The sequence below is a fragment of the Cellulomonas sp. URHE0023 genome, from assembly GCF_000688475.1.
Classification (GTDB): Bacteria; Actinomycetota; Actinomycetes; order Actinomycetales; family Cellulomonadaceae; genus Cellulomonas.
This window is the reverse complement of the sequence record NZ_JIAN01000009.1, coordinates 96422-118023: the sequence shown is the minus strand read 5'-3', so window position 1 is coordinate 118023 and position 21602 is coordinate 96422. Positions and strand designations below refer to the sequence as shown.

Genomic DNA, 21602 nt, shown 5'->3' with positions numbered 1-21602 from the left:
ACCGCCACCTCCGCAACTGGTCGCGGAAAGGGTGCCCTTGTTGATCAAAATAGTCATCGGTTGACACGCATGGCTGTTCTCGCCCAGGGCGAGCATTCGTGAGCGACGCCATCGCCTTGGCGCTTGTCATGGTGCGCGTAGCGACGTTCCGCTTGGGCCGGCCCCGGAGGTGCACCGCCTCGAGCGCATCACCTCAACCGCGGTGCCCTCGCCGACGTGCCATCCGAGACTCGTTCGTTTTCACGCGCGAACAGCTCGGAATCCGACAGAATGGCGAGAGGATCTCCGGTCCAGGGCGATCCGTCCCAGTTGAACGACGCGGCAGTCCGCGGCGGTGCCCAAGGGAGCAGGTCCTGGTCGAGTTCGGTCCAGGCCATCGGCTGATCGTCGGGCACGAGATTGAGGCAAGCGTTCCAGCGACTCTGTCTCAGGCCGAACGGGCTGAGCTCGCCCCGGCGCTCCCTCGGTCGGTCCGTTCTTTCGGCGTCGCCGACGATACGTGTCTCGCGGTCGTCGCGGATGCGCTCCTGTTCTCGACTTCGACGGCGCACGGTGACGTCGACTCTGTGGTTGCGGAACATCCGGAAGAGCGAAAACACGTCGTCGTCCTGACGTCGCTTGAGTTCGACGGTGCGGGAATCGAGCGTTGCCGAGACACGGTCAGGGCTGTTCGTAGCGACGCGGCAGCGATGCTCGAGCTCGTTCGTACAGGCCAAGAGGAGCGCGAGCGGTTGTGAGCCGCTCCGAATGGCGATGACCTCATCCAGTTCCTGGCCGTCGTCGTACGCCGCCAAGATCAGTACGGCCGAGCTGGAGTCCGCAGCGAGTCCGACGATCGACTCCCGGATGCCGTCCGAGACTCCTTCGAGTTCCCGAGGAGTGGCCGCTGGGGTGAGGTTCAAGCGCCGAGCGATCTCCGCGAGCTCCGGGAGAGTCACGGTCCACCGACCCACCGGCGTGGGAGCAGGACGTGACGGAACTTCTAAGAGGACGCGTGCCTCGAGATGGTCCAGCTCGCCGAGAGCGTCGAGCGCCATGTCTGGGATCGCAAGCTGGTCGGTGGCGTCCCCAAGGCGGTGCCTGGCGCGCTTCGATGCTCGCCCAGCGGCATCGACCTGCTGCTTCGCGGAGTGCTGCACGCTGAAGGTCGCGCTCACGCACCCTCCCCACACTCGATCGACAACGTTTAGATCGGCGCATCGGGTGGGAATCTGAGAAAGCATGCGTGCCGGGCGCGGTTCTGCGCTATCCCCGAGCACCGGGTCGCGCGAAACTCAGAAATTGGCGACGAGGCGTTCGGTTCGATCTCGCTGGGCCGCTCGGCAGCGAATGGCTGGACCCACCGCCGTCCTCTCCGCAGAGCCTTGCTCGACGTCTGGTCGCTCATCCGGACAACACCTTTCGGACTGGCCTGTGTCTTGGATCGAATGCTGAGCAGTTGGCGCAGTTCGCCGCCTGACCGCCGTGCCGCGGCTCGGCACCCGTGCCGGGGCCATGGTGGGTGCGCTCAAAGGCGCTCACCGAGACCGTGACGGTGTAGTCACTCCTCGACGGACGCGTCGCGACGTTGGGCGAGCCCCGCATGGACCTCTTGGTGGTCGGGCTCCACGGGGCGGGTTTGCTCACGCTCGATACCGATGGCTTCGTGGTCCGCTACGCCACCCACTAGCCGAAGTTCCACCGCCGAGCCGCGTGACGGTACGTGGCAGAAGGAGGGCGGCAGGCCTCGTTCCGGCTAGCAGCCAGGCCGAGCCATCGAGCGGAGTCCGTCTCGCGCGGTGGCTGGAGCCGGTGCTCGCGCGAACTGTGCTGTGATGGCCAGGCACGATGCCGTGCCGATCCGCTCGGAAGGTCGCCATGTTGGACGTCACGACAACGCCGTACGGTGCTCCGGCGTTGGCCGCGCTGCGGGGGCTCGTCGCGCACCTCAAGCGCGACGATCCGATGGCTCCTGTCATCCTCGCGGCACCCAGCCAGCTCGCGGGGACGGTCGCCCGCCGGCACCTTGCAAAGCACGGGTCGACGTCACCCGAATCTCCGGGGATCGCCGGCATCGAGCTCACGACGCTCGATCGGCTTGCCGAGCGGCTGGTGGCGCAGAGCCTCGCGCCGCGGAGGCCCGCGACCAGGCCGGTCGTCGCGGCGGCTTGGCGGCGAGCGTTGCGCGACGACCCGGGAGTCTTCGCGGAGGTCGCGGACCATCCCGCCACAGTCCGGGCGCTGGCGAGGGCCCACGGTGAGCTGCGGAACCTGTCCGACGACGAGCTGGAGGCCGTCTCGGCGGCGTCGAGCACGGCGCGGGACACCGTGCGGTTGCACCGGGTGGCGACCCAGACCCTGGCACGCGGCTGGTACGACGTCCGCGATCTGCTCGACCGCGCCACCGAGCGCGCCACCCGAACCGCCCCTGTCGTCGTCTACCTGCCGCAGGATCTGAATGCGGCGCAGCGGCGGTTCCTCGGGGCGCTCGCCGACGTGGGCGATGTCCACGTGCTGGTGGGAACGACGCACACCGAGCGGGCAGATGCGGGAGTGCGGTGGCTCCTCGATGCGCCGGAGACGAACGGCACGGTCGCGACCGCCACCCGCGTGCTCAACACCTCGGACTCCGACGACGAGGTCCGCGCGGTCGTCCGGGACGTCGTCGAGACCCTGAAAACCACGCCTGCCGAGCGCGTCGCGGTGCTGTACGCGAGCGCGAACCCGTACGGGCGGCTGCTGCACGAGCAACTCCAGGCGGCGCAGATCCGGGTGCAGGGGCCGGGGACGCGGCCCGTGGCGGAGCGGGCGATCGCACGGGCGGTGCTCGGCATCCTGCGCCTGGCCGACGACGACGTGCCGCGGGCGGAGCTGTTCCGGGCGCTCGCGGATGCGCCGATCCGCGACTACACCGGCCGCCGGGTGTCGGTGTCTCGGTGGGAACGGACGTCGCGCGAGGCTGGCATCGTCCGCGGCGACGACTGGGACGGCCGGCTGGCGTCCTATGTCGCGAGGGAAGCAGCCAAGGGCCTCGTGGTACCTGACGACGAGCGTCAGGGCGCCGACGACAGGGCGCGACGGCGCGCCGAGGCCGGTGCCGAGCTGGGTGCGTTCGTCGGTCGGTTGCGCGCCGAGCTCGCCGGCGCCGGGCGGATGACCTCATGGGCCGAGCTGTCGGCGTGGTGCCTCGAGCTGGTGAGCGACCTGATCGGCGTCGGCGAGGACCTGGCCACCCTGCCCCCGGAAGAGCGGAACGCGCTCGCGGTGCTCACGTCGGTGCTGCGTGGGTTGGACGTCCTGGACGACATCGGCGACGACGCGTCGCTGACCGCCCTGCGCGAGACCCTGGAGCTGGAGCTCGACGACGCCCTGCCGCGGGTCGGCCGGGTCGGGGACGGGGTGCTCGTCGCGCCGCTGTCCGAAGCCATCGGGCTCGACCTGGACGTGGTGCACGTCGTCGGGCTCAGCGAGGACCTGTACCCGGGGCGGCTCCGGGTCGACGCGCTCCTGCCGGACCCGGTGCGTGCGGTCGCGGCAGGAGGTCTGCAGACGTCTCGGGACGCGCAGGACCGAGCGTTCCGCAACCTGCTCGCCGCGTTCTCGTCGGCACCGGACGTCGTCGCGTCCTTCCCGCGCGGGGACCTGCGCAGCTCCAGCCGTCGACTGCCCAGCCGCTGGCTCTTGAGTTCCCTGCGTGAGCTGAGCGGTGACAAGGAGCTCGCCGCGACGGAGTGGGAGTACACCGAGTACCCCGCCGGGTCCGTGGACCGTGTCGGCTCGTTCGCCCGAGCGCTGCTCACGACATCCCGGGTCGCCACGGACCAGGAGTGGCGCACGCGCCGGGCACTCGAGGGTGGGCTGGAGGACGGCGTCGTCACCGCCGCCGGCGAGATGCTCCACGCCAGGGCCGGCGAGGCGTTCTCGCGGTTCGATGGCAACCTGGGACCGCTGACGGGCCTGCCGGACTACGCCGATGGAACCCGGACCATCTCGCCGACGGCACTCGAGAGCTACATCTCGTGCCCGCACTCGTTCTTCGTGCAACGGCTGCTGGGAGTCGCCCCGATCGAGGCCCCCGAAGACCTCGTGACCGTCAGCGCAGCCGACATCGGGACGCTCGTGCACGAGTGCCTCGACCGCCTCGTGCGGGACTTCGCCGACGACCTGCCCGGCGCCGGTGTGCCGTGGTCGCCCGAGCAGCGGGCCCGGCTGGTGACGATCGCGCAGGAGTTGGCCGCCGGCGTCGAAGCCGACGGGCTCAGCGGGCACCCCAGGCTGTGGAAACGGGAACGCGAGCGGATCGAGGCGGACCTGCAGGCGATGCTCGACCGCGATGACGCGTGGCGCTCGTCGGTCGGTGCGCGGGTCGTCGCGAGCGAGATGCCCTTCGGATCCGACGATGTGCCCGCCCTCGGCATCGCCGTCACGGGTGGGACGGTCCTGCTGCGGGGCAGCGCGGACAAGGTCGATGTCGGATCGGACGGGACGGTCTATGTGACCGACCTGAAGACCGGGAGCCGGCGCTCGTTCAAGGAGATCACGCAGGGCGACCCGCTTGCCGGTGCGACGAAGTTTCAGCTCCCGGTCTACGCGCTCGCCGCGCGCGAGCAGTTCGGCCGCACCACCTCGGCCGTCCGGGCCGGCTACTGGTTCGTGCGCAAGGACCCCGGACGCATCGACATCGATCTGACGCCCGAGGTCGAGGAGTCGCTTGCGCACGCCGTCGACGTCATCGTGCGGTCCATCGCCGCTGGCCGCTTCCCGCTGCGCGCCCCCGATGCGCCGGACTTCGCGTGGGTCCAGTGCTCGTACTGCAACCCCGACGGGATCGGGCACGGAGCCAACCGCGAGCGGTGGGAGCGCAAACGTCACGACGACGACCTGCGCGAGCTCGTCGAGCTGATCGAGCCGGAGGTGCTCTCGTGACCACCCCGGTGGACCAGGCCGCGCGCGAGCGGATCAGGACCGACACCGCATCCACGCTCTTCGTCAACGCGGGCGCGGGTTCGGGCAAGACGACTGCCCTGGTCAGTCGGATCCTCACGCTCGTGCTCGACGACGGCATCCCGCTGGCCTCGATCGCGGCGGTCACCTTCACCGAGAAGGCGGGCGCCGAGCTGCGGGACCGCCTGCGCGCGAAGCTCGAGGCGGAGCGCCGCTCCTCCGACGGCAGTCGCCGCGCATGCGCCTCGCAGGCGCTCGACGATCTGGACGGTGCCGCGATCGGCACGCTGCACGCATTCGCGCAGCGGATCCTGGCCCAGCACGCGATCGCCGCGGGCCTGCCGCCGGTCCTCGAGGTGCTCGACGAGGTCGGGTCGTCCGTGGCGTTCGCGGAGCGGTGGGCCGTCCTGCAGACTGCGCTGCTCGACGATGACGCGATGGAAGAGCCGCTGCTGCTGGGGCTCGCGATCGGGCTGAAGCTCGAGCACGTGCGCTCGCTGGCCAAGGCGCTGGGCGCGAACTGGGACCTGATCGCCACGCGGGTGCTGGTCGGCGAGCCCGCGCCGATCCGCCTGCCCGACCTGACGTCCCTCATCCGGCGCGCTCATGAGGTGGTGGCCAGCGCGGCGAGCTGCACCGACCCAGCAGACCTCCTCGTGCCCAAGATTCTCGCGGTGCGCGAACCGCTGGCCGCACTCGAGGCCGCCATCGACGACGGCGCACGCGTCGCCGCGGTCCGCGCGATCAGCGCGCTGAAGTTCTCGTACGGCAAGAAGGGCTCGTGGGCCGACATCGACTCCGTTCGAACGGAGGCCAAAGGGCTCGCCGCGGAGGCTGACGACATCGTCGCCGGTCTGCTTGACGCGTGCGTGCGCCGCGTCACCCGCTGGACCGCCGAGCGCGTCCTCGACGCCGCCGATGCACGTCGGCGTGACGGCCGCCTCGAGTTCCACGACCTGCTCGTGCTTGCGCGCGAGCTGCTCGTGCGCGACGCCTCCGCTCGGGCCGACCTGCACCACACGTACCAGCGGCTCCTCCTCGACGAGTTCCAGGACACCGACCCGATCCAGATCGAGATCGCCGTGCGGATCGCCGGCGGCGCCGACGCCGACCAGGCGCAGTGGACCGACGTCGTGGTGCCGTCGGGACGGCTGTTCGTCGTCGGCGATGCCAAGCAGTCCATCTACAAGTTCCGCCGCGCCAGCATCGCCACCTACCTCGAGGCCCAGGAGCACGTGGGCGAACCCGTCAGCCTCACCACGAACTTCCGCACCGTTGCGCCCGTCCTCGACTGGGTCAACACCGTCTTCTCGCAGCTCATCACGCCGACGCCCGAGGCGCAGCCCGCCTACGAGCCTCTGGACCAGTTTCGCGACGAGCTCGGCCGCGGCGACGCGGTCGTCGTCCTGGGTGCCGAGGCCCACACGGACCTGCCCCGTGCCGCAGCCGCTGTCCTGCGGGAGCGCGAAGCGGCCGACGTGGCCGGCATCGTGCGCCGAGCGCTCGACGACGGGTGGCAGGTGTACGACGAGCCCGCACGCGCATGGCGTCCGGCGCAGCTGAGCGACATCGCGATCCTGGTCCCCGCGCGCACCTCGCTGCCGTTCCTCGAGGACGCGTTCGAGGCGACTGGTGTGCCGTACCGGGCCGAGGCCAGCTCGCTCGTCTACGAAGCCGCGGAGGTTCGAGACCTGCTCGCCTGCGCGCGTGCCATCGCCGACCCGACCGACGAGCTCTCCCTGGTGACCGCGCTACGCTCCCCGTTGTTCGGGTGCGGCGACGACGACCTGTGGCGTTGGCGTCGCGACGGCGGACGCTTCGTCCTGTGGTCGCGGCAGGACGAGGATCTCCGCGGCCCGGTCGCGGACGCTCTAGCAGCACTCCGGCGGCTCTCGGCGGCGGCCCGATGGAGCTCGCCGAGCGAGCTTCTCGGCGCGATCATCGACGACCGTCGCATGCTCGAGGTCGCCGCCACCGGGCCGCGCGCCCGGGACGGCTGGCGACGGCTGCGGTTCGTCGTCGACCAGGCCCGCGCCTGGTCCGAGGTGTCGCACGGGGGACTGCGCGCCTACCTCGCGTGGGCCGCGTTCCAGGGCCAGGAGGCGACGCGCGTCGCCGAGTCCGTGCTGCCCGAGACCGACGTCGACGCCGTGCGCGTGATGACCATCCACGCGGCCAAGGGGCTCGAGTTCCCGATCGTCATCATGTCCGGCATGACGGCCCAGCCGAACCGCCCTCGCGGCGTGCAGCTGCTCTGGCCGCCGACCGGCGGGTACGCCGTGAAGCTCGGGGCGGGAGTGCAGACCGAGGACTTCGACGATGTCGCGCCCGTCGACGAGCAGATGGACGAGAAGGAACGACTGCGTCTGCTCTACGTCGCCGCCACCCGCGCGCGTGACCATCTGGTGGTCTCCCTGCATCGTGCCGCGGGATCGAACGCCGGGACCGCGGCGGCGACGCTCGCCGGCGCCGTCGGTGCGACTGCTGGGACGTCCTTCGTCGCGCCGACGGTCGAGAGACCTCCCCGCCCGGCTCAGCAGCCCCCCGCGGAGCCCGTCCCGCCATACGACGAGTGGCACAGCGGGGTCGTCGCGGCTCGGGCGTCTGCGGCGAAGGACGCCTCGATCGTCGCCTCGGGCCTGGAGGGGACCGAGCCGGACGTCGTCCTGTCGGACGCCATCGACCCTGGTCTCGCCAAGGGTCCGCGCAACCTCGAGCTCCCCCCGTGGTCGAAGGGTCGCTACGGCTCGGCCATCGGTCGCGCCGTGCACGCCGTCCTGCAGACCGCCGACCTCGCGACCGGTGACGGGCTGGCTTCCGCAGCTGCGGCGCAGGCGCTGGCGGAGGGCGTCACGGCGCAGGCGCAGCTCGTCGAGGACCTGGCCCGCTCGGCGATCACCAGCGACCTCGTGCGCCGGGCCGCGGCTCGGGAGAGCTGGCGGGAGACCTACGTCGGCACGCTCCAGGATGACGGAACGGTTCTCGAGGGGTACGTCGACCTGATCTTCCGCGACGACGACGGGACGCTGGTCATCGTGGACTACAAGACCGACGCCATCCCCGCCGGCGCGGTCGACAGCCGTGTCGTCTACTACCGGCCACAGCTCGAGGCGTATGCGCGGTGCGTTTCTGACGCCACCGGCGCACCGGTCAGGGCTGTGCTGCTGTTCCTGCACCCCGAAGGGTCGGTGGAGCGGGAGGTGGGCCTCGGCACCTCCTTCGCCGCAGCGCGCTGAGCGGCGGTCCGGCACCTGTCCGAGTGTGGGCGAGGGTTCGGGGTGACTCAGCGCGAAACGCAGGTGGTCAACCGGCACTACAGCAGTCGCCGACTCCACCGCAGGCAAGCCGGCGGCAGCCCGGGACTGCGCATCGCCCACGCCTAGGAATCGACTCGCGTCGGACCGGAGGATTCGGGTCTGCCACGACGCGATCCATACAGGCGAGAGCCGCACCTTCCCACCGGCGGGGACGGGCCACTAGTCTCCGATCCACCACGGTCGTCCGCTGCGAGTATGGAAACCCGTTGACTCACGCGTTGAGGAACTCATTGCTGGCGATCGCCGGACTCGCCACTGCGGTCCTTGGAGCGTATTCGTGCATGCAGTATGCCAAGACGCCGGTTGTGGCCACGCCCAGCGACTTTTCCTACATCGCCGTCGTCTCAGAGCAGAGCGGCGGATCCCTCTGGCTCGACGTAGCGACAAACACTCCGATCGATATCAGGGGTGATGATGTGATCCAGTTGACCATCGCGGTTTCCTCAGATCGTGACGCGCCGATTCGGCTCATCATCGGTGGCCCGATTTCTCGAGGCATAAGCACCTGCGTCGGAAACGGAGCTCACGTCACGGATTCGGCATGGGCTGATCGGTCGACAATCAGCCCACTCGACGCAGACAGCCTGATGAAATACTGGCGCCACCGACCGAGCACTGGGACGCTGTTTGGCTACGAACGGACCTACTCGGAGTCGGACGCGTCGGCACAAAAATGGCTCGATGGGCAGCAGTTCCTCACGACAAATGTTGTGCCAGCAGTGCCAGATTCGAAGCAATTTGATGGTGACAGCGACGGTGTCAAATCGATCGACGTAAAAAGCGCCACTCTGCAGTGCTCCATCGATCGCACGTCGATAGTGGCGAACAACAAGTATGTTTCAGCAATTCGCGAGCCGGATCTCGTCGCCACCGCCGCGGAGCAGGCCGGGGAAGGCCCCATCCAGATCTCGTATTCAACGTCGGTCCAGTTCAAACAGCAGATGCGCCGCATTTCGAATACGTTCCCGGATGCCGCGGAGCATGTCCAGCAAGACGGCGTGACCCGGCTCGTCACCTATTCCGGAAATTGGTGGATCAGAAATCAAGCCGGCAGCACGGGTACCGCCATAACCGGTCCGGTCGTGACGGTCGAGCCGACGGATAGGCAGAATTGGCGCACGTACTCGAGGCTGCTCGCAGGTTTCTTCGCATCGGTGACGATCGCTATCCTTACTCTTCTGGTCACCGCGATTGTCAAGCGAATCGAGGGCGATAGTGCAGCCCAGGCACCTTAAAGCCGGCGCTTTGATTGTGGTTTCTGCTGCAGCGCTCTACGGTGCAGGGTTTGTCGCGCACAAGGCGAGTCCCCGTGCCGTTGACAGGGGAGTGGTGAGCACTCTTTCGGCTGTATCGCTCCAACCTGCCCAGAGTGTCCTCGGCGACATCAACGTCCTGAACGTCACTCCCGAGGGGGGACAACACGGCCGGATCTCTGTCTACATCGCCGCCGGATCTAGCGTCAGCGCAGGCGGCGCGTTGGGTGCTCAAACGGCTTTGCAGACGGACGAGCGCTCGGATGATGGGTCTGTGGTGCCTCATGAGCACCGTGGTTTGGAACTGATTGCGGGCGGCGCGGCAGCTCCCGGATTTGCTGGATGCGCGTCCGACGGCATTCGGGTCCGCCAGGATCTGTCCTACGACGACCTCTCGGAGTCCGAGCAAAACGCCGTGATTCGTAGCGTGGAGCTGCAGAATGAGGATAGGTCCGTGCAGTACGGGTCGCGATCCGGCGGCGTCGAGGAGAAATCTCCCATCGAAACGGCGGGCGGCTTCCGCTTCACGACCCTGGAGGCAATCACTGTTGCGGGAGAGTCGTGGTCCATGCCCGCCTATTCGGGCGGCGCGTCGGGCTCGTCAGCGGCGTCGTCATCGGATTCTCCCGTCGCAGCCGAGGAAGCTTTTGGGTATGGTGTTTTCTTTCAATGCGATGTCGATTTTGCGAGTCTCTGGCTGCGACAGAGTTGGGGTGCGCGATTCGAGTTGCCAGCATTTACGGTCGCGACCGCGCCGATCCCGTCGGGTGTGCCCGCTCGCTCCGCGGCCTTCGTCGGGATCTATCGCTGGATCGGCTCTCCCCGGTATCTGTTCAGCACCACTCAGGGAATGGATGGCGCGGAGTTGCAAGAAAGCTCCGCTGGATTGTACGGCTCCCGTGCTGGTGTGACCACTTTCACCAGCGGCGGCGTTGCGGTAGCCTCTCGACCCGATGTGAGCGTCACCTATTCCCGCGTTTCATACTCGGAGCAACGGGACGCCAAACTGTTTCTCGCGGGTATATTGATGTCCCTTTTTGCGTCGACCGCCATCAAGGTGGTTCCGGTGGCCAGGGGGCGCAGGAATTCTTCGGGCGGGGCGCCACGGCCATGATGGCGTCTCATCCGCGCCGGAGCCGGTTCACGTGGTTGAACTAAGTCACTGATGTCCGTGCGAGACCTCGCCGGCCTTCTCGACCCTGGGTGCTCCGCCGAGTAGGCGCTCGATTCGATGCATGTCCGGCGCTCTCCACCGCGGTCGCGCCAAGTTCCAGCGCGCCTCGGCGGTTTGGTCGACTTCTTGCATCGCAGGCGAGCAGTCTGTCCGCGGCAGGTCTGTCAGCCTCCCTGCACGACCGCCGCGCTGCCGCCGCCGCGGCGGGCAGGTTCGGCCACGGCCAGCAGCGCCCCGCCGGGGAGGAACTCGATCCCGGTGGCCGCGCCGATCTCCGGGTTGTCGGTGAACACGTGGCCGAGGGCCTGCAGCGCCGTCCGGTCGAAGCCGGGCTCCGCCTGGACCGCGGCGGTGTTGCGCTGGCTGGCGCGTGGCGCTGCGACGGCGGCCGGCAGGTCCATTCCGAGGTCCAGGCGGTTCACGAGGATCTGCAGCACCGTCGTGATGATCGTCGACCCGCCGGGGGAGCCGAGCGCGAGGAACGGCTTGCCGTCAGACAGGATGATGGTCGGCGCCATGGAGCTGCGCGGCCGCTTGCCGGGGCCGGGCAGGTTCGGGTCGTTTCCGCCTTGGGTGTCGGTGAAGTTGAAGTCAGTCAGCTCGTTGTTGAGCAGGAAGCCATGGCCCGGCACCACCATGCCGTTGCCGCCGAGCGACTCGATGGTCAGCGTGTACGACACCACGTTGCCCCAGCGGTCCGCCGTGGTCAGGTGCGTCGTGGACTGACCGTCCGACACGTCCGCACCGACCGGTGCGGCCTCGCAGGAGCCGTAGTCGCCGTCCGGCACGCCGGGCGCCACGGGCTTCACCAGGGCGGCGGCCGGATTGATCAGGCACGCGCGCTCGGCCGCGAACCCGTCGGAGAGCAGCTGCTCCAGGGGCACGTCGACGAATGCCGGGTCGCCGACGTAGCGGTTGCGGTCGGCGAACGCCAGCGCGCTCGCCTCGAGGTACCCGTGCAGGGTCTGGGTGGTGTCGAACGGGCCGCCGGGTCGCGCCTCGAGGATGTTCAGGGCCTCGCCGACGGTCGAGCCGCCGGACGACGGCGGAGCCATGCCGTAGACGTCGAGCCCGCGGTAGGACACGCGCGTGGGTTCGCGAAGGGGTGCCTGGTAGGACGCGAGGTCGCTCAACTCGAGGAGGCCGGGGCGGACGACGAGCGGGCTGCGCGGCCTCACCGGCGGCCTCTGAACCGTGCGGACGATCTCGCTGGCGAGCCCGCCGGTGTAGAACGCGTCGACCCCGCGGTGGGCGAGCACGTCGTAGGTGCGGGCGAGGTCGCGGTTGCGGAAGACCGACCCGACCTCCGGGGGTGCGCCGCGCCGGAGGAAGAGGTCCGCCGAGGACCGGAAGGCGGCGAACCGCCCGGCGTTCGCGGTGGTCTGGTCCACGAACGTCTGGTCCACCACGAACCCCCGGCGCGCCACCTCCGTGGCCCCGCTCAGCGCCTGCCCTAGGTCCATCGAACCCCACTGGGCCAGAGCCGTCGCCCACGTCCGCGGCGTGCCGGGCACTCCCGCGGACAGACCCGACGTCACGGCATCCGCGAACGGGATCGGCACGCCGTCCTCCACGAACGCGTCGCTCTGCATCTGCATCGGCGCCGTCTCACGCCCGTCGATGGTGTGGACCTGGCCGGTCGCCGCGTCGTAGTACACGAAGAAGCCACCGCCCCCGATGCCCGACGAGAACGGCTCGGTCACGCCGAGCGTCGCCGCGGCCGCGACGGCGGCGTCCACGGCGTTCCCGCCCTGGCGCAGCACGTCGAGACCCACCCGGGTCGCGTCCGCGTCGACCGTGGTGACCGCCCCGCCGTACCCGATGGCTACCGGAACCTTGTCGCTCGGACCCGGCTGCTGCGGATGCGCAGAGGCGGGCGCGACGCCCAGCCCCAGTGCGAGGGTGACGGCGGCGACGAGCGCCACCCGCGAACCGGTCTGCCGGGACGGTCGCATCAGTTCTCCTCGGGCGAGAGGCGTTTAGCTCGGTCCTACCACGACGCCTCACGGGCCGCACGGGCGACGGGCATGGAGGGTGGCGTCTCAGAGCAGACGGACCTCGACGAAGCACAGCGTGTTGTTCACGGCGCCGGAGCCGTTGGTGACCGTCAACCGGCGGTCGCTGATCGTGACGACCGCGGTCGCATCGACCCAGCGCTGTGCCGACGTCGTCGTCCCGCTGGCCACGAGGACGCCCTCGGCGGACAGCCGGATCGTCGACCCCACGGACGACGGGTCGCCCCCGACCAGGCGCACGCTGTACGTGCCGTTGGGCAGGGAGAGCTCCCAGCGCGCGTCGGCGCCGAGCAGGGCCAGCGTGTCGTACCGCTGGTCCGGCGACAGGGTGGAGTCGCGGTCGCGCATGGCGGACGAGGTGTCCGCGTTCCAGCCGTATCCGAGGCCGGAGGACCGCTTGCCGTAGGCGGCGCCGGTGTCTCGCGTGTACCCGGCAGGCACAGGACGGCCCGCGGGCTGCATGTTCACCGCGTAGGAGGGCCGCAGCCGATCCGTCGGCACGATCTCCTGTGCCTGCGACGAGCTGGACCACCGCAGCTGCGCCACCGCGCCGCCCGTCGCCTCGAAGTACTCGAGGACGATGAGCGCCGGGACGCCCGCGGTGAGCGTGACCGTCCCGCTGTCGACCCGGCTCGCGTGCGTGGTCCACGCGTCGATGACCAGGGTGCCGTTCACCCATAGCCGGACGCCGTCGTCCGACGTGGTGGAGAAGGTGTACCTCTCCGAGTACCGCGGCACGACCGCCCCGGTCCAGCGCACGGAGAACGTGTCGGCGCCGATGCCCGCCACGGGCGCACCGGTTCCCCACGAGAACCCGACGGTCGGGTCCAGCCGGTTGACCGTCGCGCCCGTGAGGTCCTGGTTGTCGAAGTACAGACCCTGCAGTCCGCGCAACGACAGCGCGGCGGACAGCGTCGTCGCGGATGCCGGGGTCGTCCACGTGCGCGAGGCAGCCGTGGAGCCGTCCGACCAGCGGTCGAACCCGTAGGCCCGTCCCGCCGCGTCCGTCTGTGCCGGCACGGAGAGCTGCAACGCGAACCCGGCCCACGACACGACCGTCGTGGGGCCGGTGACCGTCTGCCCGTTGACGACGATCTGGCGTCCCGCAGGCTCCGTGGCGAGCGTGACCGCGACCTTGCGGGGCTGGAAGTCCCGCACGACCGTGGTCGTGACGCCGGCCGAGTCGGTGGCAGTCAGGCTGATCCGCAGGAAGCTGTTCGCGGCGGCTGCGAGGTCCTCCGGGCCGGGCGCGACGACGTCGATGCCCGTGCCGGTGACCGGACCGAGGAACGGGTGGGTGTGCTGGTCGTGGACGCGCAGGATCGTCCAGCTCAGCCTCGACGCCGGCAGGGTCCCGTCCTGCGCGTCGGTGGCGGAGCCGTCCAGCCGGAACGTCTCCCCGACCGCGAAGGTGGCCCCGGCGGCGGGCGAGGAGATGATCGGCACCGGGGCGGTGTTGCCGGAGCTGATCGTGACGTTCACCGCGGCGGACACCGCACCGGCAGGGTCGCGCACCCGCAGCGAGGCCGTCCACGTGCCTGCGGCGTAGGTGTGCGTGATCGTCGGGCTGGTCGTCGTCGCGTCCGCGGACCCGTCCCCGAACGTCCACAGGTACGCGAGGGCGTCGCCGTCGGGGTCGCTGCTGCCCGATCCGTCGAGCGTCGTGGACAGCGGTGCCGCGCCGCTGGACGGCGAGGCCGTCAGGGCGGCGACCGGTGTGCGGTTGGCGGTGCCCGTGTAGCTGATGCGGTGGATCTCGCCGCCGTTCACCAACGTCGTGAAGTAGAGGGCCTGCGTGCTTCCGAACGGCCCGAACTCCAGGTGCACAGCCCCGCCGAGACCCGTCGCGAGGTCGGTGCTGGTGGTGCCGGTGAGCGTCATGATCTTGCCGCACACGTAGTCGGCGTAGACGTAGGCCGTGTTGTACGACGCCGGCCACACACCGTCGGGGACGAACGCCCCGCCGGTGATGGAGCCGCAGCCCGCGGAGCGGTTGTAGTCGAAGATCGGGTCGGTCATGCCCGCGGGGGTCTCCCCACCGCAGCTCGTCGCCGAACCGGTCTGCGCACAGTGCCCTTCGCGCACCGGCCAGCCGTAGTCCGCGCCGCTGGTGCCGGCGTCGATCTCCTCCCAGACGTTCTGCCCGACGTCGTTGATCCGGAAGACGGTCCCGGACGCGTCGGGGTCGAACGCGAACCGGAACGGGTTGCGCAGACCCCACGCGAACGTCTCGCGGCAGATGGAGCCCGGTGCTGCCGGCGCGAGGCGACAGCTGGCCGATCCGGTGCCCAGGAACGGGTTACCCGGGGCGGGCGCACCGGTCGTGCGGTCCACCCGCAGGATCTTGCCGTTGAGGATGTTGCGGTCGCGGGAGGCATCGTTGGCGCCACCGCAGCCGCTGTTCCCGGCGTAGTCGCAGCCGCCGTCGCCCGTGGACACGTAGAGGTAGCCGTCCTTGCCGACGTGCACGTCACCCGCGTTGTGGTTGCCCGCGACCGAGTAGATCCCGTCCAGCAGGATCGTCTCGCTGGCCGGGTCGACGACGTTGTCGTCCCCCAGGACGAAGCGCGACACCCGGTTGGTCGGTGCACCTGCCGGGTTGCCGGTGCTGCTCGTCGGGCAGGCGGAGCTCGTGCCGCGGGCTGTGTAGAACAGGTAGATCGCCCTGGTGCTCGCGTCCGGGTCGACGGCCACCCCGAGCAGTCCCCGCTCGGAGGAGTCGCAGATCCGCGAGCTGAGGTCGAGGGCCGCGGTGGGCAGCACTGCGCCGGCCGCCGTCCGCACCCGCAGCCGGCCGCCCTTCTCCGTGATGAGGATGCGGCCGTCGGGCATGAACGCGAGCGCGGTCGGGGACGAGACGCTGGCAACCAGCGTGTCGCTGAAGCCCGAGATGACCGCCCCGGCGGCAGGAGGCGCGGCCGTGGCGGTCAGACCGGAGCCGAGGAGCGCGACGACGGCGACGAGACCGAGTCGTCGCATCTTGATCGACATTGACCCTCCAGCATCGGAGCGCGGCCGTGAGTTCCGAGGATGCTCCGGTGACCGCGGGCGCGCAACGGGTGTCTCGGCCTGAGCCGTCTCAGCTCCGGCCGCGCACCCGCGTCCGGTCCGACGGGTCTGCATCCGCAGTCCTGCAGATCGCTGCCGTGCGCGCCCGGGCGAGGGCGCTTAACGCGATCCGCGCAGCTCTCGCGCTGGGACCGGTGAACGAGTACGCCGCGGCTTTCGACGACGAGCGAGAGGTCATCGACGGCCACGGGGCCCTGCACAGCGCCGACGACCCGCCAGATCCGGACCGGACAGGTCCGTGACCTGAGCCACGGCCATGACGGATAGCGATCGCGTGACAAACGGGCGACGCTTCTTTCAGGCGGCGGTATGCATAGGTTGAGCCCGCACTTAGTGCTCGCCCTCCACAGCCGTCCAGGTGCCGCTGGGCATCGCAGCGATGATTGGGTACCGGGCCTCGAGCTCCGAGTAGGCCAGCAGTTCTCTAGAGCCACCGGTCGTCAGGTCCACCACCGCGATCGACAGCCGTAGGTCCGTCTGACGGACGGTCACGATGTGGTCGCGATCAGCGAGACCGAGCGCCCGGATCGGTCGCAGGTCACGATCGCCTCTCGCGGGAAGAACCGAGACCGCGCTCCGCGTGTCCTGAACGAGGTCGTGCACCCACGTCTCATCGAGCCCGACGTTCAAGAGGAGGCAGTCGCTATCGGGTCCCCAGGACGCCGATCCGCACATCGCGCCCGCGACACGCGCGAGTTCGTTGCCCCGGTCGACGTCGTAGACCCGAGTCTCGCTCTCGCCGCTCGGACCGTGAAGGCTCCAGGCGACGCTGGATCCGTCGGGCGACCACTGCACTGCCAAGTCGTCCACCTCGCCGCCCGGTGAGTAGCCGGCGAGAACTTCGAGCTCCTCAGCGGGCGATCCATCAAACGACGCGAGATAGAGACCCGTGTACGTGATCGGGAGCCCGGGCGGTGTCACCGACCAATCGATTTCGCCGTCCCTCCACCTGGTGCATACCGCGACGCGCTGACCGTTGGGAGACCCGCCGAACCGATAGCCGTACCGCTCGGTGCTCGGGATCGTGAATTCGGCGATCGAGTACGCGCCGGTCTGCAGATCGACTTGGCCGATGCCACCCTCGGCGCTGCCCGCATACGGATCGCCGTATCGGAGCGGAACCAGCATGGTCCGCCCGCCCGGTCCCACAATGGCGCGCGCGTCAAGCGCCTGATCACGCATCGTCGGCATCGTCTGGAGCTCGCCGCCGCCGATATGCCATCCGAGCGTTGTCCGAGCTAGCGATTCGCGGACTAGGAGAACCGTCGGCATGACCGACGGCGTCCACGGAGCGCTCGACGGTCGAGCGTCGACATCCTCCTGCCCAGGTCTTGGCTGCACGGCGAAAACCTACCGGCCGATCACAGTCGAACCGAGGGCATGGGATCTGAGCGCTCGGTACGCCTCCGCCTCGATTGACCGTTACCGGGGTTCGCGGCCGACCCGCTGGGGACGTTGACCAGGTGGTCGCCGACAGGTGTGAGCGGCGGACCCGCTTCGATGGAAGCGCGCCTGCAGGTGGGACAACGCGCCTACGCTCGGACCAGGCCCACGATCCGCGTGCGGTCGCGATCAGAAGGAGCGCTGCCGCATGATGCGACGGGGATTGGGCGGGGGACTCGGAGGCGGGATGGCACGTCGTCGACGCCGGCGCGTCAGGAGGCGGCGCATCATGCTCGTCGGCGGGATGGTGGCTTTCGGGGCGCACAAGATGTCGGAGCGCCAGGCCGAGCAGATCAAGGAGCACACCGGCGTACCGCCCGAGGAACTCGAGGACGAGGACCTGGAGGCGGCGATGGCGGAGCTTGGTATCCCGAAGCAGTCGCTGACGGACGAAGACCGCGCGGCCGGCGCAGGCGAATAGCACCACGCGGACGGCACCCAACCTGACCCGGAGCCGGAGGCCCGCCGCGATCATCTCGTCCCACAGTTCTGGGCGCGATCGCGGCGGGCACGTCCACCGACGATGTCGTGTTCTTCGGCGGAACAGCCCGTCGCGGACCTTCCTCACCGAGGCCCGGCTCAGCGAGGACATCGACCTCATCGCGCTCGGCCCTCGGGCGCAGCTCACCGAACATCACGATGCGGCAGCATCGGCCGTCCTTGACCGGCCGGACGGCGTAGGTCAGGCTCCGGCACATGGGCGCGCCGTCGCAGGGCAGGGCCGCACCACCGCCTGCGCCGACGACGCTCGTCCGGATTCTCGGACCGGTGGCCGTGACGGTGGCGGGCGCGGAGGTGGCGCTCGGGTCCCCGAAGCAGCGGGCGGTGTTCGCGGTGCTGGCGATGTCGTCCGGCCACGTCGTCTCCACGGACCGGCTGGTCAGTGAGCTGTGGGGTGACGACCCACCCGAGTCGGCGGCGTCCACGCTGCAGGTGTACATCTCCCGGCTGCGGCGAAGTCTGGGCGAGGACCTGGGAGTGCCGGCAGACGAGGAGGCCCCGCGCCCTCGTGTCCTGCGCCGGGCCCCGGGCTACGTGCTGGAGGTGGCCGACGACGCGGTCGACGCCCGCCGGTTCGCACGGCTGCTGGCGGACGCGCGGGCCGGCTTGGCGGTCGATCCGGATGCAGCGCTGCGGGGCCTGGACGAGGCCCTGGCGCTCGTGTCGGGAGCGCCGCTGGCGGATGTGGTCGAGCTGCTCGGCGATGCGGCGGTCGCCGAGGCGGCACGTCTGGCGGAGCTGGTGCTGCTGGCGCGCGAGGCCCGGCTGTCCGCGTTGCTCAGCCTGGGGGATGCGCCGACGGTCGCCACGACGGCGAGTGCGCTGGTGGAGCTGCACCCGTTCCGGGAGAGCCTGCATGCCCTGCTGATCCTGGCGCTCTACCGGGACGGGCGGCAGGCCGAGGCGCTCGCGGTGTACGACCGGGTGCGTCGCCGGCTCGACGACGAGCTCGGCGTCGAGCCGGGCCGTGCGCTGCGTGCCCTGCACGCCCAGGTGCTCCAGCACGACCTGTCCCTCGAGCAACCAGGGGAGCCGGAGGCGCGGCCCGCACCTGTGCCACGGAACCGGACGCTGCCTGAGCCCGTCACCGCGTTGATCGGCCGTGATGACGAGCTGGCGCAGGTCGCCGAAGCACTCACGCGCGGCAGGCTGGTCACGGTCGTCGGACCGGGCGGCATCGGCAAGACCCGGCTCGTCCTCGAGGCGGCGCGCTCGCGGGGTGATGCGGACGGTCCGTGGTTCGTCGACCTGGCCGGCCTGGAGGACGGCTCGCTGCTGCTGGAGACGGTGGTGACCGCGCTGGCGATCAGCGGTGCGCACGACGCGGCCGGGCTGGCCGACGTGCTCGGGGGGCGCCGCCTCGTGCTGGTCCTGGACAACTGCGAGCAGATCGCGGCCGAGGTGGCCCGGCTGGTCACGCTGGTGCTCGAGCGCTGCCCCGATGTCCGGGTGCTGGCGACGAGCAGGCAGACGCTCGGCGTCCCTGGCGAGCGGGTGCTGGAGCTGCGCACGCTGGCGAGCGCCGATGCCGAGCGGCTCTTCGTCGAGCGGGCCACCGCGGTGGTACCGGGCTGGCGGCCGGACCCGCACGAGAGGGCCACGCTGGCCCGGGTGTGCCGCGGTCTCGACGACCTGCCGCTGGCCATCGAGCTCGCCGCGGCGCAGTGCCGCGCACTGTCGGTCGACCAGCTCGCGGACCAGCTGGGGGACCGGTTCGCACTGCTCAGCGGGGGCGGCGCCAACGTGCGCCACGCCAGCATGAGCGCGGCGGTCGGGTGGTCCTACGACGCGTTGAGCTCCGACGAGAAGGCGCTCTTCCAGGTGCTGTCCGTGTTCGAGGGCTCGTTCGACCTCGAAGGTGCCACCGCGGTGGCGGGAGGGCGGAGCGTCCTGTCGACGCTGCTCTCGCTCATCGACAAGTCTCTGGTCACTGCCCTCGATGGTTCGCCGCGTCGCTACCGGATCCTGGAGACACTGCGTCAGTACGCGGCATTGCAGCGCTCGGACGAGCGCACGCGGGCGGTCCGTCGGCAGATCGTCGCCTGGGCCGCGAACCTGGCCGACCAGACGGACGCCGAGCTGCGCGGGCCGCGGAGCCGGCAGTGGATGCACCGCCTCGAGCAGGACAAGGACACCGTCCGGGCTGCTCTGTCCTGGAGCGTCGACGGGCCCGGAGAGCGCCGGGCACCCGACAGGCCCGACGAGCCCGACGCGCCCGACGAGCCCGACGGGCCCGACGCGCATGACCATGCCCACCTGCGCATCGCGGTGGGCATGGTCTGGTTCTGGTACCGGCGGGGGCACGTGGTGGAGGCTCTGCGAGCGCTGGAGTCAGGGCCGCCCACCGCACAGGCGGTTCCGGACCACCTGCTCATCGGCAGGTCCATCGGCGTGGTGCTGCTCCGCTACCTGGCCGGGGACTACGCCTCCTTGGTGGGAGAGCTGGGCACTGCTGCGGGGCTCGCCGCACGCACACAGGACTCGTCGGCCAAGAGCTACGCCTTGTCCACCATCGCGTTCTTCGAGGCCAACCTGGGCCCGGTGGAGCAGGCCGTGCACGATGCCCGCACGGCCCTGGAGCTGGCCCGCGGCGTCGGTTCGCCCCAGCGGGCCGCCGACGCCCTGCTCGCGCTGAGCACCGGCCACCTGCGCGCGGGGGACCTGGACGAGGCCCGGGCGCGCGCCGCCGAGGGTGTCGCCGTGGCGGAGGACTGCGGGTACTCCTGGTGCGTGGTGGCGTGCGAGTGGGTGCTGGCCAAGGCCGGGATCGCGGCCGGTGACTTCGCCGAGCCGACGCGGGCTGCGGTGGCCCGCGTCATCGGCATCTCCGTGGGCGACCGCGACCTGACGTCGTGGGTGGTCGGCGTGGTGAGCGCCGCCTACGTGCTGCTCCGCCGCGGAGACGTGCACTCCGCGGCGGAGCTGGCGGGGATCGCTCACCGCCAGGGCAGGGACATCGGGTACGCGCCGGAGCTCATGGACCCGCTCGACACGGCCGGGTACCTGAGCGAGCTCACCCGGCGGATCGCCGACGAGCACCTGACGGCGACGTACGACGCGGGCCGCGCCCTGGACCCCGCCGACGCGTTCGCGCGCGTCGCGGAGCTCGTCCCGGACGGGCACGCGCTCAGCTCGCCAGCGCGTCTCGGCTGAGCACCCGGTTGGCGACGAGGGCCGGCCAGCCGAACGTCACCAGGACCAGGGCGCACTCCACGAGCCCGCCGTTGGAGCCGTACGCCTCGGAGCCGAACCAGACGGCCAGGACGAGACCGGCGACACCCGCCAGCACGGTGGCCCGGGCGAGAGCCGTGTCTCGACCCCACCGGCGCAGACCCGCCGCGAGGAAGAACGCGGCGACGATGAGGAACAGGAAGATCGGGATCGACACGAGGTTGTGGATGACGTGCTGGCTGGAGACCGTCTCGGCCTCCTCGCGGGCGAGGCAGGCCGCCTGCAGGTTCGAGCAGTCCTGCCTGTTGAACCCGGCGACCAGGGTGAGCAGCCCGGCCAGCACCACGAGCACGGAGCCCGTTCGACCTGCCTTGCCGGCCAGGCGCGAGAACAGGAACGCACCGGACGCGAGCAGGGTGCTCGCCATGAGGACGAAGCCCCCGATCATGAGGGCGGCCGAGTGGGACTCCTGCGACGCGAGCGCGCTGATGGCCTCGCTGCGTGCGCTGTAGCCCGGGTCGAGCAGGCCGGCGACGACGATGGCCGCGCCGGCGCCCAGAGCGCTGACGGTGGCGATGCGGACCAGCCGGGTGCCGGTGATGGACCTTCTCGGGGTGGTGACGGGCTGGGGGGCGACGACGGTCACGATGACTCCTCTTTCAGGGTGGCGGCTCGGTGTGCCGCTCGACGTGTCGATGCTGTGCGGTGCCGGTTGTCGATTCCCTGCAGGAACCTT

12 protein-coding genes are annotated in these 21602 nt (G+C 70.3%); 7 read left to right on the top strand and 5 right to left on the bottom strand.

Going from position 1 to position 21602, the window contains the following annotated elements; all coding sequences use genetic code 11:
• Positions 1 to 188 precede the first annotated feature (188 nt).
• Positions 189 to 1157, bottom strand: coding sequence for a hypothetical protein (locus tag N553_RS23390; protein WP_028047595.1), 969 nt, complete (start codon positions 1155 to 1157; stop codon positions 189 to 191).
• A 700-nt stretch (positions 1158 to 1857) separates the two neighbouring features.
• Here N553_RS23390 and N553_RS0117400 point away from each other — a divergent pair.
• The 4 genes from N553_RS0117400 to N553_RS25170 all read left to right on the top strand — a co-directional run bounded on the left by N553_RS0117400 (position 1858) and on the right by N553_RS25170 (position 10607).
• Positions 1858 to 4905 (top strand): PD-(D/E)XK nuclease family protein, encoded by a 3048-nt coding sequence (locus N553_RS0117400; protein ID WP_231505309.1) that lies wholly within the window; start codon positions 1858 to 1860, stop codon positions 4903 to 4905.
• Positions 4902 to 8159, top strand: coding sequence for an exodeoxyribonuclease V subunit beta (locus N553_RS0117395; protein WP_028047593.1), 3258 nt, complete (start codon positions 4902 to 4904; stop codon positions 8157 to 8159). Before N553_RS0117400 ends, N553_RS0117395 begins: the two co-directional genes overlap by 4 nt.
• 362 nt (positions 8160 to 8521) lie before the next feature.
• Positions 8522 to 9475: a hypothetical protein gene (locus N553_RS25175; protein WP_156043886.1), complete on the top strand. Its 954-nt coding sequence runs from the start codon at positions 8522 to 8524 to the stop codon at positions 9473 to 9475.
• Positions 9476 to 9569: 94 nt separating this feature from the next.
• Positions 9570 to 10607, top strand: a complete 1038-nt coding sequence (locus tag N553_RS25170) for a hypothetical protein (protein ID WP_156043885.1) — start codon at positions 9570 to 9572, stop codon at positions 10605 to 10607.
• Between the two features lie 224 nt (positions 10608 to 10831).
• Here N553_RS25170 and ggt read toward each other — a convergent pair whose 3' ends face one another.
• Positions 10832 to 12622 (bottom strand): gamma-glutamyltransferase, encoded by a 1791-nt coding sequence (gene ggt / locus N553_RS0117385; protein WP_028047591.1) that lies wholly within the window; start codon positions 12620 to 12622, stop codon positions 10832 to 10834.
• Positions 12623 to 12709: 87 nt separating this feature from the next.
• Positions 12710 to 15673 (bottom strand): PQQ-dependent sugar dehydrogenase, encoded by a 2964-nt coding sequence (locus tag N553_RS23380; RefSeq protein WP_231505308.1) that lies wholly within the window; start codon positions 15671 to 15673, stop codon positions 12710 to 12712.
• A gap of 26 nt (positions 15674 to 15699) precedes the next feature.
• Between N553_RS23380 and N553_RS0117375 the strand changes: the two genes are divergently transcribed.
• Positions 15700 to 15993, top strand: coding sequence for a hypothetical protein (locus N553_RS0117375; RefSeq protein ID WP_156043884.1), 294 nt, complete (start codon positions 15700 to 15702; stop codon positions 15991 to 15993).
• 88 nt (positions 15994 to 16081) lie between these two features.
• On the opposite strand, the gene N553_RS0117370 is transcribed toward N553_RS0117375, so the two are convergent.
• On the bottom strand, positions 16082 to 17023 hold the full coding sequence (locus tag N553_RS0117370; RefSeq protein WP_028047589.1) for a hypothetical protein: 942 nt from the start codon (positions 17021 to 17023) through the stop codon (positions 16082 to 16084).
• A 400-nt stretch (positions 17024 to 17423) separates the two neighbouring features.
• Between N553_RS0117370 and N553_RS0117365 the strand changes: the two genes are divergently transcribed.
• Together N553_RS0117365 and N553_RS24465 are read left to right on the top strand one after the other, a co-directional pair.
• Entirely contained in the window at positions 17424 to 17615 is a 192-nt protein-coding gene (locus tag N553_RS0117365; RefSeq protein ID WP_028047588.1) for a hypothetical protein, read from the top strand.
• 275 nt (positions 17616 to 17890) lie between these two features.
• A complete protein-coding gene (locus tag N553_RS24465; protein WP_051640310.1) occupies positions 17891 to 20848 on the top strand; it encodes a BTAD domain-containing putative transcriptional regulator in 2958 nt (985 codons plus the stop codon).
• Here the strand turns inward: N553_RS24465 and N553_RS0117355 are convergent.
• Positions 20823 to 21512, bottom strand: a complete 690-nt coding sequence (locus N553_RS0117355) for a DUF998 domain-containing protein (protein WP_028047587.1) — start codon at positions 21510 to 21512, stop codon at positions 20823 to 20825. The two genes, N553_RS24465 and N553_RS0117355, sit on opposite strands and share 26 nt — an antisense overlap.
• Positions 21513 to 21602 lie beyond the last annotated feature (90 nt).

Coding starts and splice junctions, on each gene's coding strand:
- N553_RS0117400 (WP_231505309.1), top strand. CDS start 1,858: ATGTTGGACGTCACGACAACGCCGTACGGTGCTCCGGCGTTGGCCGCG.
- N553_RS25175 (WP_156043886.1), top strand. CDS start 8,522: ATGCAGTATGCCAAGACGCCGGTTGTGGCCACGCCCAGCGACTTTTCC.
- ggt (WP_028047591.1), bottom strand. CDS start 12,622: ATGCGACCGTCCCGGCAGACCGGTTCGCGGGTGGCGCTCGTCGCCGCC.
- N553_RS23380 (WP_231505308.1), bottom strand. CDS start 15,673: ATGTCGATCAAGATGCGACGACTCGGTCTCGTCGCCGTCGTCGCGCTC.
- N553_RS0117370 (WP_028047589.1), bottom strand. CDS start 17,023: ATGCCGACGGTTCTCCTAGTCCGCGAATCGCTAGCTCGGACAACGCTC.
- N553_RS0117365 (WP_028047588.1), top strand. CDS start 17,424: ATGCTCGTCGGCGGGATGGTGGCTTTCGGGGCGCACAAGATGTCGGAG.
- N553_RS24465 (WP_051640310.1), top strand. CDS start 17,891: ATGGGCGCGCCGTCGCAGGGCAGGGCCGCACCACCGCCTGCGCCGACG.